15 protein-coding genes and 1 pseudogene are annotated in these 13,400 nt (G+C 62.4%); 11 read left to right on the top strand and 5 right to left on the bottom strand.

Going from position 1 to position 13,400, the window contains the following annotated elements; genetic code table 11:
* From ACFSQT_RS30640 to ACFSQT_RS30625, 4 genes and pseudogenes are all read left to right on the top strand, one after another.
* Window positions 1–225: pseudogene (locus tag ACFSQT_RS30640) on the top strand (alanyl-tRNA editing protein); the annotation flags it as partial.
* A gap of 137 nt (window positions 226–362) precedes the next feature.
* Complete coding sequence (sseA, locus tag ACFSQT_RS30635) at window positions 363–1,214, top strand: 3-mercaptopyruvate sulfurtransferase (protein ID WP_379025164.1); 852 nt, start codon at window positions 363–365, stop codon at window positions 1,212–1,214.
* A gap of 5 nt (window positions 1,215–1,219) precedes the next feature.
* The gene (locus ACFSQT_RS30630; protein ID WP_379025170.1) at window positions 1,220–1,783 is read left to right on the top strand and encodes a GNAT family N-acetyltransferase; all 564 of its coding nucleotides are present in this window, start codon (window positions 1,220–1,222) and stop codon (window positions 1,781–1,783) included.
* Between the two features lie 136 nt (window positions 1,784–1,919).
* A complete protein-coding gene (locus ACFSQT_RS30625; protein ID WP_379025162.1) occupies window positions 1,920–2,387 on the top strand; it encodes a DUF1203 domain-containing protein in 468 nt (155 codons plus the stop codon).
* Window positions 2,388–2,605: 218 nt separating this feature from the next.
* On the opposite strand, the gene ald is transcribed toward ACFSQT_RS30625, so the two are convergent.
* Window positions 2,606–3,721 (bottom strand): alanine dehydrogenase, encoded by a 1,116-nt coding sequence (gene ald, locus ACFSQT_RS30620; RefSeq protein ID WP_379025160.1) that lies wholly within the window; start codon window positions 3,719–3,721, stop codon window positions 2,606–2,608.
* A 156-nt stretch (window positions 3,722–3,877) separates the two neighbouring features.
* Between ald and ACFSQT_RS30615 the strand changes: the two genes are divergently transcribed.
* A complete protein-coding gene (locus tag ACFSQT_RS30615; RefSeq protein ID WP_010909317.1) occupies window positions 3,878–4,351 on the top strand; it encodes an Lrp/AsnC family transcriptional regulator in 474 nt (157 codons plus the stop codon).
* Here ACFSQT_RS30615 and ACFSQT_RS30610 read toward each other — a convergent pair.
* Both ACFSQT_RS30610 and ACFSQT_RS30605 read right to left on the bottom strand, forming a co-directional pair.
* Window positions 4,348–4,764, bottom strand: a complete 417-nt coding sequence (locus ACFSQT_RS30610) for a hypothetical protein (RefSeq protein WP_379025158.1) — start codon at window positions 4,762–4,764, stop codon at window positions 4,348–4,350. The genes ACFSQT_RS30615 and ACFSQT_RS30610 overlap by 4 nt on opposite strands.
* A 181-nt stretch (window positions 4,765–4,945) precedes the next feature.
* Window positions 4,946–5,599: a 5-formyltetrahydrofolate cyclo-ligase gene (locus ACFSQT_RS30605; RefSeq protein ID WP_379025156.1), complete on the bottom strand. Its 654-nt coding sequence runs from the start codon at window positions 5,597–5,599 to the stop codon at window positions 4,946–4,948.
* Window positions 5,600–5,764: 165 nt separating this feature from the next.
* On the opposite strand from ACFSQT_RS30605, the gene ACFSQT_RS30600 reads away from it, so the two are divergent.
* On the top strand, window positions 5,765–7,030 hold the full coding sequence (locus ACFSQT_RS30600) for an NAD(P)/FAD-dependent oxidoreductase (RefSeq protein ID WP_379025154.1): 1,266 nt from the start codon (window positions 5,765–5,767) through the stop codon (window positions 7,028–7,030).
* Between the two features lie 170 nt (window positions 7,031–7,200).
* Window positions 7,201–9,180: a bifunctional 2',3'-cyclic-nucleotide 2'-phosphodiesterase/3'-nucleotidase gene (locus ACFSQT_RS30595; RefSeq protein WP_379025152.1), complete on the top strand. Its 1,980-nt coding sequence runs from the start codon at window positions 7,201–7,203 to the stop codon at window positions 9,178–9,180.
* A gap of 107 nt (window positions 9,181–9,287) precedes the next feature.
* Here ACFSQT_RS30595 and ACFSQT_RS30590 read toward each other — a convergent pair whose 3' ends face one another.
* Together ACFSQT_RS30590 and ACFSQT_RS30585 are read right to left on the bottom strand one after the other, a co-directional pair.
* Window positions 9,288–10,544, bottom strand: coding sequence for a class I SAM-dependent methyltransferase (locus ACFSQT_RS30590; RefSeq protein WP_379025150.1), 1,257 nt, complete (start codon window positions 10,542–10,544; stop codon window positions 9,288–9,290).
* Window positions 10,545–10,603: 59 nt separating this feature from the next.
* Window positions 10,604–10,744 (bottom strand): hypothetical protein, encoded by a 141-nt coding sequence (locus ACFSQT_RS30585; protein ID WP_379025149.1) that lies wholly within the window; start codon window positions 10,742–10,744, stop codon window positions 10,604–10,606.
* A gap of 146 nt (window positions 10,745–10,890) precedes the next feature.
* Between ACFSQT_RS30585 and ACFSQT_RS30580 the strand changes: the two genes are divergently transcribed.
* The 4 genes from ACFSQT_RS30580 (at window position 10,891) to kdsA (ending at window position 13,274) form a co-directional block, all read left to right on the top strand.
* Window positions 10,891–11,025, top strand: a complete 135-nt coding sequence (locus ACFSQT_RS30580) for a hypothetical protein (protein ID WP_379025148.1) — start codon at window positions 10,891–10,893, stop codon at window positions 11,023–11,025.
* Window positions 11,026–11,206: 181 nt separating this feature from the next.
* Window positions 11,207–11,497 (top strand): Dabb family protein, encoded by a 291-nt coding sequence (locus tag ACFSQT_RS30575; RefSeq protein ID WP_379025168.1) that lies wholly within the window; start codon window positions 11,207–11,209, stop codon window positions 11,495–11,497.
* Between the two features lie 44 nt (window positions 11,498–11,541).
* Complete coding sequence (locus ACFSQT_RS30570) at window positions 11,542–12,432, top strand: VOC family protein (RefSeq protein WP_379025147.1); 891 nt, start codon at window positions 11,542–11,544, stop codon at window positions 12,430–12,432.
* On the top strand, window positions 12,429–13,274 hold the full coding sequence (gene kdsA / locus ACFSQT_RS30565) for a 3-deoxy-8-phosphooctulonate synthase (protein ID WP_379025145.1): 846 nt from the start codon (window positions 12,429–12,431) through the stop codon (window positions 13,272–13,274). Before ACFSQT_RS30570 ends, kdsA begins: the two co-directional genes overlap by 4 nt.
* The last annotated feature ends 126 nt before the right edge of the window (window positions 13,275–13,400 follow it).

The following is a 13,400-nucleotide window of genomic DNA, read 5'->3' as shown; positions in this document are numbered from 1 at the left end:
AACCCCGGCCTGGTGAAATCCAAGAACGTCCGGCCGCCGGTGGGCACCGGCAAGATCCGCCTGGTCTGCATCGGTGACAACGCTTCGGTCGACAGCCAGCCCTGCGGCGGCACCCATGTCAAAAGCACCGGCGAAGTCGGCGAAATCCATATCGGCAAGATCGAGAAGAAGGGCCGCGAGAACCGGCGCTTCCGCATTCGCTTCGGCCCGATGCCGGCGACCTAATGCACGTCGCCCGAAAGTGGCCCCGGTTTTGGGAACGATATGCTTAAAACAAGGACTTAAGGCGCGCCGCCTAAACCCGCTTCAATGCGACGCGCTTTAATAGCACAATCACCGCAACAGGCGGTCAGGAGAAGAAGATGGCCGAGGACAGCCCTTTCACCGTCGACGCGGACTGGCTGCAGCAGCGCCTCGGCGAACCGGGCCTGACGATCATCGACGCGTCCTGGTATCTCCCGACGCAAAAGCGTGATGCACGCGGCGAATACGAGGCAGCCCACATTCCGGGCGCACGGTTCCTGGATCAGGACGCGGTCTCGGACCCGGATTCGCCGCTGCCGCACACGCTGCCGTCACCGCAGCATTTTGCCCAGTATGTCGGTTCTATGGGCGTTTCGGCCGACGACACCATAGTCGTCTATGACGGTCCGGGTTTCTTCTCCGCGCCTCGTGCATGGTGGATGTTCCGGGTTATGGGCGTCTTCCAGACCTATATTCTCGAGGGCGGCTTCGATGGCTGGAAGGCGGCCCGCCGGCCGGTAACGGCCGAACCGACAAAGATCGCGCCAAGTGTGTTTCATGCGGATTTCGACGCCGGTCGTGTCGCCAGCCTCGCCGACATGCGCCGGATCGTCGATACCGGGGAAAGCCAGATCGCCGATGCCCGTGGACCGGGCCGCTTCACCGGCACGGAGCCTGAACCGCGCGCTGGTATCCGCTCCGGCCATATGCCTGGCGCGCGCAATCTGCCCTATTCGGCGCTGTCGGAAAATGGCCAGCTGCTGTCGAAGGACCGCTTGCGCAAGGTGATCGAAGGAGCCGGCATCGATCTGTCGAAACCCGTCATCACTTCGTGCGGTTCCGGCATTACAGCCGCGGTGGCGACGCTCGCGCTGGAAACGCTTGGCCATACCGACAACAGGCTCTACGACGGTTCGTGGACGGAATGGGGTGGGCTCTCGGACACGCCGGTCGTGACCGGCAAGGAATGAAGACGATGGAAAACGGCGCGCTGGAAGACATCGAAGTCACCGTCACGTTTCTCGAGATGCATGTGCCGCCGGCCTACGCGCCACCGGTGCCCTACAACCGTCAGGTCGCGCTGCTGAAGACCAAGGACATTCCCCTTCATTTCTACCGCTATTTGATGGATCGGGTGGGGCGCAAATGGCACTGGGTCAATGTGCTGCGGTTGGATGACGAAGAGCTTTCGGCCGGCATCCACCGCGAGGACCGCGACATCAGGGTGCTCTATCTCGACGGCGCGCCGGCCGGCTTCTTCGATCTCAAGCCGCATCTGCCGGAAGAAGTCGAGCTCGCCTATTTCGGCATGATGGAACATGCGACCGGGCAAGGCATCGGCCGCTGGTTCCTGGGTTCGGCGATTGGCGCGGCGTGGTCGTACGGGCCGAAGCGGGTGACGGTGCAGACCTGCACGCTCGATCATCCGGCGGCTTTGCCGCTCTACCAGAAGCTCGGTTTTACACCTGTGGCGCAGAAGAAGGAAATCGTGCATCCGCTGCCTTTTGCCGAGCGTTCGGCAAGTGTCATGCGGCCGTGACATCAGCGTCGGGGCCGCTGACCCCGACCAGACGACGACCGATCGCCGCCGTTCGTCCTGCGGCACTTGGCAGGAATCGGGTGGGAAGCGCGGGATTGAGGGCATAATTTCCGATGACAACACCGGAGATTTTACCATGACCATTCAGTTCAAAGCTCTGCCGACCCAGGATGTCAGGGCCCTGCAGTTTGGCGGCCCCGATGCCTACGGCCACACGCCCGAGCGAAAGATCTCGGATGGTGACGGCATGCCTTGCCGGCACTGCCTGAAGAACATCGCCGCCGGCGACGCCTATCTCGTCCTGGCCTACCGCCCATTCCCGGAGCTGCAGCCCTATGCCGAAACCGGGCCGATCTTCCTGCATGCCGAAGAATGCGAACGCGTCGCCGAGAGCGAGGTGCTTCCCGAGGTTCTCGAAAGCCCCGACTACATCGTGCGCGGCTATGGACGGGACAATCGCATCGTCTACGGCAGCGGCGGCGTCATCCCGACCGAAGCCATCGTCGCGCGGGCCGAGGCCCTGTTCGAGCGCGACGACATCGCCTACGTCCATGTCCGCTCGGCGCGCAACAATTGCTACCAATGCCGCATCGAGCGCGCATGAGGCGTTGAGACGGCTCGGCTGGAGAGGCTGTCGCACTCCCGTCGCATAGTTGCGCTAGAAAGCCATTGTCGATTGATTTGCCGACCGCGGATGGACCGGCGGGAAATCTCGATATCGAGGAAGCGGGGCTTTGGCTCCGCTTTTTTGTTGCCTGCCGTCAAGTCAAGAAAAAACCCGCCGGCATGACCCGGCGGGCTGACGGAGGTTTTGAGGTAGGATCAGGCCGCGAGAACGGCTTTCGGCTCAACCAGTTCGTAGCCGAGCGCTTCGGCGACCGCACGGTTGGTGATCTTGCCCTTGTGGACATTGAGGCCGTTGCGCAAATGGTGGTCGTCGACCAGTGCCTTCAGGCCCTTGTCGGCGAGCTGCAGGCCATAGTGAAGCGTCGCGTTGTTGAGCGCGTGGGCCGACGTGACCGGCACCGCGCCGGGCATGTTGGCGACGCAGTAATGGATGACGCCGTCAACCTCGTAGGTCGGCTCGGCATGGGTGGTGGCGTGCGAGGTCTCGAAGCAGCCGCCCTGGTCGATGGCAACGTCGACCAGTACCGAACCCTTCTTCATGCCGGACAGCATTTCGCGTGTGACAAGCTTCGGCGCCGCGGCGCCCGGGATCAGCACGGCGCCGACGACGATGTCGGCCGAAAAGCACTCTTCCTCGAGCGCCTCGACTGTCGAGTAACGGGTGTGCACCCGGCCGGCAAAGAGGTCGTCGAGCTGGCGCAGGCGCGGGATCGAGCGGTCGATGATGGTGACGTCGGCGCCAAGACCCACCGCCATCCTGGCAGCGTGCAGGCCGACGACGCCGCCGCCAAGCACGGTGACCTTGCCGGGCAGCACGCCTGGGACGCCGCCGAGCAGCACGCCGCGACCGCCATTGGCCTTCTGCAGCGCCGTGGCACCGGCCTGGATCGACAGCCGTCCGGCTACTTCCGACATCGGCGCCAGCAGCGGCAGGCCGCCACGGTCGTCGGTCACGGTCTCGTAGGCGATTGCGGTAACACCGGACGCGAGCAGCCCCTTGGTCTGCTCCGGATCCGGAGCCAGGTGAAGATAGGTGTACAGGATCTGGCCGTCGCGAAGCTGCGCCCATTCATTGGGCTGCGGCTCCTTGACCTTGACGATCATGTCCGACTTGGCGAACACATCGGCAGCCGTCTTGGCGATCGTAGCACCCGCCGCGCGGTAGGCGTTGTCGTCTGCGCCGATGCCGGCGCCGGCGCCGGTCTCGACCAGTACTTCATGGCCATGGGCGACATATTCGCGGACCGAGCCGGGTGTGAGGCCGACGCGATATTCGTGGTTCTTGATTTCCTTGGGGCAGCCGACGCGCATTTTCTTCTCCTGATCCGGCCCTTTTGGGCTCGTTCCCTGTATTGGTGGAGTGAACCACGAATCGCTGCGCAGGTGTTTGCGAATGCGCTTGCGCGAACAGTCCTGTTTCGATAATCGTTGCGCCAAATGGTGCAATATTCGCAGGATTCACGAAAAATGCCGCTCGACAGGATTGATATCGCCATTCTTGAGACATTGCAGAAGGATGGCAGGATACCCAATGCGGCACTTGCCGAGAAGGTTGGCCTGTCGCAGTCGGCCTGTTCGCGCCGGCTCGACAATCTGGAGAAATCCGGAACGATCCGCGGCTACCACGCCCGGCTTTCCAATGCCGCACTTGGCCACCAGATGACGGCGATCGTGCATATATCGCTGTCGGGGCAGTTCGAGAAGACGCTGTCGGATTTCGAGGCAGCGATCAAGCGCTGCCCGAACGTCCTGTCATGCCACCTGATGTCGGGCGAATATGATTATATTCTGCGCATCGCGGCAAAGGATCTCGTCGACTACGAGCGCATCCACAAGGAATGGCTGTCCGCGATGCCGCATGTGACGAAGATCAACTCGTCGTTTGCCTTGCGCGAAATCGTTGACCGCACCGCCATGGGGATGAAGCCGGAAATGGCTTAACGCCAAAGGCACACCCGGACGTCCTTCCCAACATAGCATGCGCCTTCGCGGCGAAGTTCTCCCCAATCGCCTGGTTCACCGTGAGTTGCGCGAATGTCCGAGTTCCCATAGCCTTCCCAAAAATCACCATCCTTGTATATAACTGCCCAGTAATCTTTGGACATTTCACCAGCCCCACTATTCGTATCAGGATAGTCGATACCTGCAAAAACTTGCCGAGGCCCCTGGATATTAAAATCGCCGCCCTTCTCGATTTGATAGGAGCATCTTCCGGATATGCGAGTCTGGCCGTTAACAACAAGCAGGCAGCGGCCCCATTTATAACCGCTCGGTAAACGATGCCGTGGTTGCGCATGCGAAGGCGAAATGGAAAACGCAATTGCAAGGGCAACCGCTATAGTTCGTCCGATCATCTTATCATCCGTTGTGAAGCAGCCGATCTAAAGAGAGCGACCGGACACTGTTGGATCCGCCCAGAGCGCATGTCGAAACGGTCCGCCGCAGCATGGTCCCTTAGAGATTATATTATTTATCGACCAAGTCGGATTTTTGTCGCGTGACATTTGCGTTGCTGGCTGCTGTCATGTCCACCTTTCAAGGGGCCTCGGTCACCACCCGATCCATCGGGATATCGTGCGGTTGCGGGTAGATGGTGGCGATGCGCTGCAGGTGGTAGCCGACGCCGATGACCAGCGGCCTGAATGGCATCGCGGCCAGCGTTCGGTCGAAGAAGCCGCCGCCATAGCCCAGGCGGTAGTTTCCGGGGTCGATGCCGACGATCGGCGAAATCACGATATCCGGCAGCACCGGATCGCCCTCGGCTGGTATCGGGATGTTCCAGACACCTTTTTCCAGCCGGTCGCCCGGCGCGTAGGCGCGAAAGATCAGCGGCTGCCCTTTCTCGATGACGACGGGTAGGGCGGTGCGGCCGCCGCGCGCGTTGATGGATGCCATCCATGGCCGCAGGTCCGGCTCGCCGCGAAACGGCCAGTAGAGACTGACCAGGCGGCCGGCGATCTCGCCGATGATTGCGTCGAGACCTTCCGCAATGCGCCGAGACATCACCGTTCGCGCGTCGGCCGACACCGCAAGACGAGCGGCGATCAGGCGTTCGCGCTCGGCCTTGCGCCAGCGCCTCACATCGGTCCAGTCACTCAAAGGCGCGCGGAATTCCGGATCGAGTTCATGCATGAAGCAGGGTGGCGAAGAATACTGCGCCGGACCTTGTCCGTCATGATCGTTAGCCATGCCCCACCTCGCCGTGCTGTTTCGAGAACGCTATACCCGGCCACGGTGTCCGACATGTGCATTCACGACATTCGAAGGCGACTCCCAGGCAAACATCACAGGACGGATCGTTGTTGCGGTGCACAAAAGTACCTACATCGGATCCGATCCATTGGGGTGAATGAGATGAACCAGGCCAGCCATCATGTCGTCGTTGTCGGCGCGGGTTTCGGCGGTCTCGAATTCACCCGAGCGCTTGCCGGCGCGCCGATCCGCATCACCATGATCGACAAGCGCAACCATCACCTCTTCCAGCCGCTGCTCTACCAGGTGGCGACCACGGCGCTGGCGACATCCGAGATTGCCTGGCCGATCCGCCACCTCCTGCGCAAGCGCAAGGATGTGACGACGCTGCTTGCCAACGTCGTCGGCGTCGATCGCGCCGGCAAAAATGTTTTGCTCGATGATGGCGGCGCGGTCGCCTACGACACGCTGCTGCTCGCCACAGGTGCCCGCCACGCCTATTTCGGCCATGACGAATGGGAACCTTTCGCGCCCGGCCTGAAGACGCTGGAGGACGCCACCACGGTTCGGCGGCGCATTCTCCTGGCCTTCGAGCAGGCCGAGCGGGAGACTGATCCCGCCAAACGCCAGGCGCTGCTGACCATTGCGATCGTCGGCGGCGGGCCGACCGGCGTGGAACTGGCCGGCACCATCGTCGAACTGGCACATGACACGCTGCGCGGTGAATTCCGCAACATCGATACACGGCAAACGCGCGTGGTGCTGATCGAGGCCGGCGATCGCATCCTGGCCAATTTTGCACCGAAACTTTCCACCTATGCCGTGAAGGCGCTCGAGCGGCTCGGCGTGACGATCGAGCTTGGCCGGGCTGTTACGCGGTGCGACGCGGACGGCGTCGTCTTCGGCGACAAGCATCTGGCGGCAGGCACAATCCTGTGGGCTGCCGGCGTCGCCGCCTCGCCAGCCGCCGAATGGCTCGGCGCGGCGGCCGACCGGGCGGGCAGGGTGCTTGTCGAGCCTGACTTGAGCGTGCCTGGCAGCCCCGAGATTTTCGTCGTGGGTGATGCCGCGCATGTGCTGCGGCCCGACGGGCGGCCCGTTCCCGGCGTGGCGCCGGCCGCCAAGCAGCAAGGCCGGCAAGTCGCCGCCACGTTGAAGGCGCGGCTTGCCGGCGACACGAGCCCACGGCCGTTCCGCTACCGGCATGACGGCGACCTCGCCACGATCGGCAAGCGGGCCGCCGTGATCGATTTCGGCTGGATCAAGCTGACCGGCAGGGCGGCCTGGTGGCTGTGGGGCATAGCCCACATCTATTTCCTGATCGGCTTTCGCAACCGGCTCGCGGTTTCGTTGAGCTGGCTATGGATCTACGCAACGGGCCAGCGCAGCGCGCGGCTGATCACCCAGGGCGACGACGACAAGGGCTGATCTCTTCACGCGGGCCGTTCATCCGAACGTCATCTGTTGCTGATCGACTGGCGGCTGGATGCGCGCGACTTAGTGAGTGGACTCAGATGGTTTTCAGCGCGAAGTTCGCTTCGGGCAGGGCTGGGCATGATCTCGAAACGTCGATTTGCGCGTCGAAGAAGGAGAACTCAATGTCCCGACTGCTCCATCCCGTCTCCCGCCGCGATCTCCTTGGCGGTGCCGCCGCCACAGGAGTGTTGATCATGCTGCATCCGTTCTCCGCCCGCGCGCAAGCCAACCAGGCGCATCTGCGGATCATGGAAACCACCGACATCCATGTGAACGTGCTGCCTTACGATTACTACGCCGACAAAGCGAACGACACGTTGGGCCTGTCGCGCACGGCTTCGCTGATCGACGCCGTGCGCAAGGAAGCCGTCAATTCGATGCTGATCGACAATGGCGACCTGCTGCAGGGCAATCCGATGGGCGATTACATCGCCTATGAGAGGGGCATGAAGGATGGCGACCTGCATCCGATCATGAAAGGCATGAACCTGCTCGGCTACGAATGCTCGACGCTGGGCAACCACGAGTTCAACTACGGCCTGTCGTTCATGGACAAGGTGCTGGCCGGCGCCAATTTCCCTTTCGTCTGCGCCAATTTGATCCGTGGCACCGAGCTTGCCGCGAACCCGCGCGACGACAAGCTCTATCTCAAGCCCTATGTCATCCTCGACAAGAAGATCAAGGATGGCTCAGGCGCCGAGCAGCCGATCAGGATCGGCATCATCGGCTTCGTGCCGCCGCAGATCATGGTCTGGGACCTCAAGAACCTCGAAGGCAGCGTGAAGACGCGCGACATCGTCGAGGCGGCCAGGGCCTGGGTTCCGCAGATGAAGGAGGAGGGCGCCGACATCGTCATTGCGCTCTCGCATTCCGGCATCGACGTGAAGCAGGGCGACATGATGGAAAACGCATCGTTCTTCGTCGCCGGTGTCGCCGGCATCGATGCGGTGTTCACCGGCCACCAGCATCTGGTTTTCCCCGGCAAGAAGGATTTCCAGTCGCTGGACGGGGTCGACACGCAAAAAGGCACGCTGCAGGGCAAGCCCGCCGTGATGGGCGGCTTCTGGGGCTCCCATATGGGGCTGATCGACCTGATGCTGGAGCGCGACGGCTCGAAATGGAAGGTCGTTTCCGCCACTTCCGAGGCGCGGCCGATCTTCGAGCGCGTCGACAACAAGGCCAAGCCGATCGTCCCCGACGACAAGCGCATCATTGCGGCACTCGAGCAGGATCACCAGGCGACGCTGGCCTATGTGCGGCGTCCCGTCGGCAAGACTTCCGCTCCGCTTTATTCGTATTTCGCGCTGGTCGCCGACGATCCGTCGGTACAGGTCGTCAGCCAGGCGCAGACCTGGTACCTGAAGGATATTCTCAAAAACACGCAATGGAAGGACGTGCCGCTGCTGTCGGCCGCCGCCCCCTTCAAGGCCGGGGGACGCAGCGGCGCCGACTACTATACCGACGTGCCGGCGGGCGATATCGCCATCAAGAACGTCGCCGACCTCTATCTCTATCCGAACACCGTTCGGGCCGTCGAAATCACCGGTGCGCAAGTGAAGGAATGGCTGGAGATGTCGGCCGGCATCTTCAACAGGACCGAGCCTGGCAAGGCTGACCAGGTGCTCATCAACGCCGACTTCCCATCCTATAATTTCGACGTCATCGACGGTGTCACCTACAAGATAGACCTGTCGCAGCCGCCGAAATACGACGCCAAGGGCGGGCTCGCGAATGCCGGCGCCAGTCGTATCGTCGACCTGATGTTCGATAGCAAACCGATTGATCCCAGACAGAAATTCGTCGTCGCGACCAACAATTACCGTGCCGGCGGTGGCGGCAATTTCCCCGACATCAATGCCTCGAAGATCATCTACGAGGCGCCGGACACCAATCGCGACGTCATCGTTCGCTACATCGTGAGCGAGGGCACCATCAACCCGTCGGCGGACGGCAACTGGTCGTTCGCGCCGCTGCCTGGAACCAGCGCCGTGTTCGAAACCGGCGCCAAGGCGAAGGATTTCATTGCCGCGGTGAAGTCGCTGAAGATCGAGCCGGCGGGTGAGGGCGAAGCGGGATTCGCGAAATACCGCATCCTTCTGTGATTGTTGTTATCGGAGATCGTGGTGAGCCGACTTTTGCACCATGGAGTCCAGGAAACGAGCTGCGCCGCAAACAGGCAGCGCAGACTCGCCGCCACGGCAGCGTGGACCTACGCCTTGTAGACCACCTGGCGCACGTCGATGTAGCTGGCGCGGAATCCGGCTTCGCAATAGTGCAGGTAGAACTCCCAGAGCTTCTTGAAGCGATCGTCGAAGCCGAGCGGAACGATCTTTTCCCACGACGCCCAGAACCGATGCCGCCATTCGGCGAGCGTGCGGGCATAGTCGTCCGGAAACACGCGCTCGCGCAGATGGGCAAGCCCATGCTCCTTGCCGAGTGCCTTGAGGATCGACGGCGTCGGCAGCATGCCGCCCGGAAAAACGTAGCGCTGGATGAAGTCCGGCCTTGCGCGATAGGTGTCGTAAGAGGCTTCGTTGATGGTGATGATCTGCAGGCCCGCGGTGCCGCCGGGTCTCAGGCAGGCCTTCATCTTGCCGAAGAACACAGGCCAGTATTTCTCGCCGACCGCCTCGAACATCTCGATCGAGGCGATGCGGTCATAAGTGCCGGTTTCGTCGCGATAATCCTGCAGCTTGATGTCGACCTTGTCGGCGAGCCCGGCCTTGGCGATACGCGCCGTGGCGAAATCGTGCTGCTCGCGGCTGATCGTCAGCCCCGTCACACGGCAACCGATCTCGCGTGCCGCGAATTCGGCGAAGCCGCCCCAGCCGCAGCCGATCTCCAGCACGTGGTCCTTCGAGCCGATCCCCGTATCCTTGGCCAGCGCGCGATATTTGGCAGCCTGGGCGCTTTCGAGGTCGTTGGCGCCAGTGGCATAGAGTGCCGAGGAATAGGTCATGCTCGGATCGAGCCATTGCTTGTAGAAGGCATTGCCAAGGTCGTAATGCGCCGAGATGTTGCGCTTCGAGCCGGTGCGTGTGTTCTGGTTGAACCAGTGGCGAATGCGCTGGACGGTGTTGATGACCCAACTGGCGCCGCCGGCGACGCGTTCGCCGATGGCCGAATTGATCACGAACAGCTCCAGGAAGCTGGTGACGTCAGGGCTTTCCCAATCGCCGTCCATATAGGATTCGGCAACACCGATCGTGCCGCCGGAAAAAGCGCGGCCGGGCAAGCGCCAGTTCTTGAGCACCAGTTCGGCGTCCGGGCCCGGTCCCTTGCCGCCGACCAGGACGGCGCGACCATCCGGCATCCTGACCTTCAGCGAACCGCGCGGCAGGTTCATCGCCGCCGACAGCACCATGCGCGCCTTCGCCGGCAGACCCTTGACGATCTCGGCGAAATTGAATTCGTCCAGCCTGACCGCGTCGCTCAACGCTACGCCATGATGTTCCTTGTGTGCCATCTCACGCCCCTGGACTTCCGCGGTGTCGGCGCAAATTGCCGAGCCTCGGTTCTCGCGGTTCATTCGCCAGGTTCGAACGCCGTTGCCTGATCCCGGTGGCTGGCCGGGTCGGTGACGGGCGGGCTCGAACGAAAGCGCGCGCCCCTTGACCGGAGCTTCAGCGCTTCCCAGTGAATCCCAGCGACAATCTTCCACGTCATGAGGGGGAACTTCAAGAGGCAGGCTGCAAGCCGGGCTGTGCCAAGTGGAGGGCATTCGCCGGCGTGGATCTGCCTTTTGCACAGCAAAGGCCGAACACGCCAAAAACGCCTATGGCTGCAACAGAGCTTGTGCGATAGTTTTAGCCATGCGTTATGTAATTGTCATTGCCGCCATCACCTTTTTCCTGATCTGGGACGGCCTCTACAATCAGGGCCGGTATCTCGACACGACGGTGAGGGCTGTCTCGCACGTGGTGCGATCCGTCACCGGCAAGGTCTAGCATCCATCCGAACGACTCTGCGCCGCGACATCCTTGTCGATTGACGCGACCGTCCTGTCGTCACAAAAGACCCCGGCGTCTAAAGCGTGCGACGCGCTTTGGGCCTTTGTTTTCATGCATGTCGCTGTCCCAAAACCGGGGCCACTTTTGGGCGACATGCATCTTGATCGAGGAGGCGGGTTTGATCCGGCATATCGTTTTCTTCAGCGCGCGGCGTAAAGAGGATGTGGAGGCCGTACGCACCGGCCTGCGGGCGCTCGGCAACATTCCCCATTCCAGCCTTTTCGAGGTGACCCTCAACACCAAGGTCGACCCGCTGTCGGACGAGATCGACGTGGTCGTCTATGCCGAGTTCGCCGATGACGCGGCGCTGGCCGCCTACAAGGCTCACCCGCTCTATGCGCAGACCACCAGCGAGGTCAAACCATTGCGCGAACTGCGTTATTCCGCCGATGTCGTGGCCGGCAGCTGATCGAGGCTTGAACCGGTTTGCGGAATGATGCACATCGCGCCTGCATGAACCGAACAACAGCCGCCGGTACTCATCCGCTCGATCATCTGGTGCTGCCGACGCAGAGCCTCGATGTGGCGCGCGCCCGGCTCACCGCGCTTGGCTTCGTCGTTGCCCCGACCGGCATCCATCCCTTCGGAACGGAGAACTGTTGTGTGTTCCTGGCCGACGGGACCTATCTCGAGCCGCTCGCGGTCGGCAACGAACAGGCCGCGATGACCGCCATTGCCGAGGGCAATGTCTTCGTCGCGCGCGACCGTATCTATCGCGACAGCCAGGGCGAGGAGGGATTTTCCGCCGTGGTGCTGGGTACCGGCAACGCGGATGCCGACCAGGCACGCTATGTCGAAGCCGGCGTCTCTGCGGGAGAGATGCTGAGCTTTTCGCGAGCCTTCGCCGACACCGCCGGCAAAAGCGACATCGCATCGTTCAAGCTGGCCTTTGCATCCGTTGGCAAGGCCACGGATGCTTTCCTGTTTGCCTGCGAGCGGGTCAACGCGCCGAATGTGGACCGCACGGCTTTGCAGGCTCACGCCAATGGCGCCACCGGCATTGTCGAAGTGGTGGCCGTCAGCGACCGGCCCGCCGAACAGGATCGATTGATTTCCGTGGCGGTGAACGGTCCAACCGCCAGCGGGCAGGGCGGCGCGTTTCACTTGCCGAATGCAGCCTTGAGCGTGCTCGACCCTGCGTCTTTCGCCGCACGCTTTGGCCTGCCGGCCGGCGCGCCGACAGAGCTTCGCTTCGCCGCGGTGGTCTTTTCAGTGCGTAGCGCCGATATCACTTCGAGGCTGCTTGCAGCCAATTCCATCAAACACGATATAGCGGGCAGTGATATTGTCGTGCAGCCGGCATCCGGACAGGGCGCGGCTTTCATCTTCCGGGAGATCCAATGAACCAGCCCCTGGCGCCCAATTCGTCGGTAACCGTCGGCAATGTCGTCTTCGACAACAATGCGGCTCTGTCGCTGATCGCTGGCCCGTGCCAGTTTGAATCGCGCCAGCATGCCTTCGACATGGCCGGCGCGCTGAAGGAACTGACCGGCAAGCTCGGGATCGGTCTCGTCTACAAGACCAGCTACGACAAGGCCAACCGCACCTCGCTGTCGGCGACGCGCGGCGCCGGCATGGATGCGGCACTTCCCGTCTTCGACGAACTGCGCAAGGAATTTACGCTGCCGGTGCTGACCGATGTCCACACCGAGGAACAGTGCGCGATCGTCGCGCCGCATGTCGATGTCCTGCAGATTCCGGCTTTCCTGTCGCGCCAGACCGACATGCTGGTCGCCGCCGCCAGGACCGGCAAGGTGATCAACGTGAAGAAGGGGCAGTTCCTTGCTCCCTGGGATATGAAGAACGTCGTCGCCAAGATCACTGGTTCCGGAAACGCCAATGTTCTGACCACCGAGCGCGGCGCGTCTTTCGGCTACAACACGCTGGTGTCCGACATGCGCGCGCTGCCTGTCATGGCCGAGATCGGCGCGCCTGTGATCTTCGACGCGACGCATTCGGTTCAGCAGCCGGGCGGGCAGGGCGGCTCCTCGGGCGGCGAGCGTCGCTTCGTCGAGACGCTGGCCCGCGCGGCTGTCGCCGTCGGCGTTGCCGGCGTGTTCATCGAGACCCACCAGGATCCGGACAATTCGACCTCCTCCGATGGCCCGAACATGGTGCCGCTGAAGGATATGCCGGCCCTCCTGGAAAGGCTGATGGCGTTCGATCGTATCGCCAAGGGTCTCTAAGCCAAGCGCATCACTCGTCTCGCATAGGCCTATTCATGTCGATCGCCAAGGCTAGGCCCTGGGCCGCCGGCGCTTGTGGTCGGCATGGGCCGGTTGTACGCTTGGCCGGCAAATGAGCGTTTTGGC

Source organism: Mesorhizobium calcicola (assembly GCF_042682105.1).
Lineage (GTDB): Bacteria > Pseudomonadota > Alphaproteobacteria > Rhizobiales > Rhizobiaceae > Mesorhizobium > Mesorhizobium calcicola.
The sequence above is the reverse complement of the archived record's forward strand: the minus strand, read 5'-3'. Positions and strand labels throughout refer to the sequence as shown.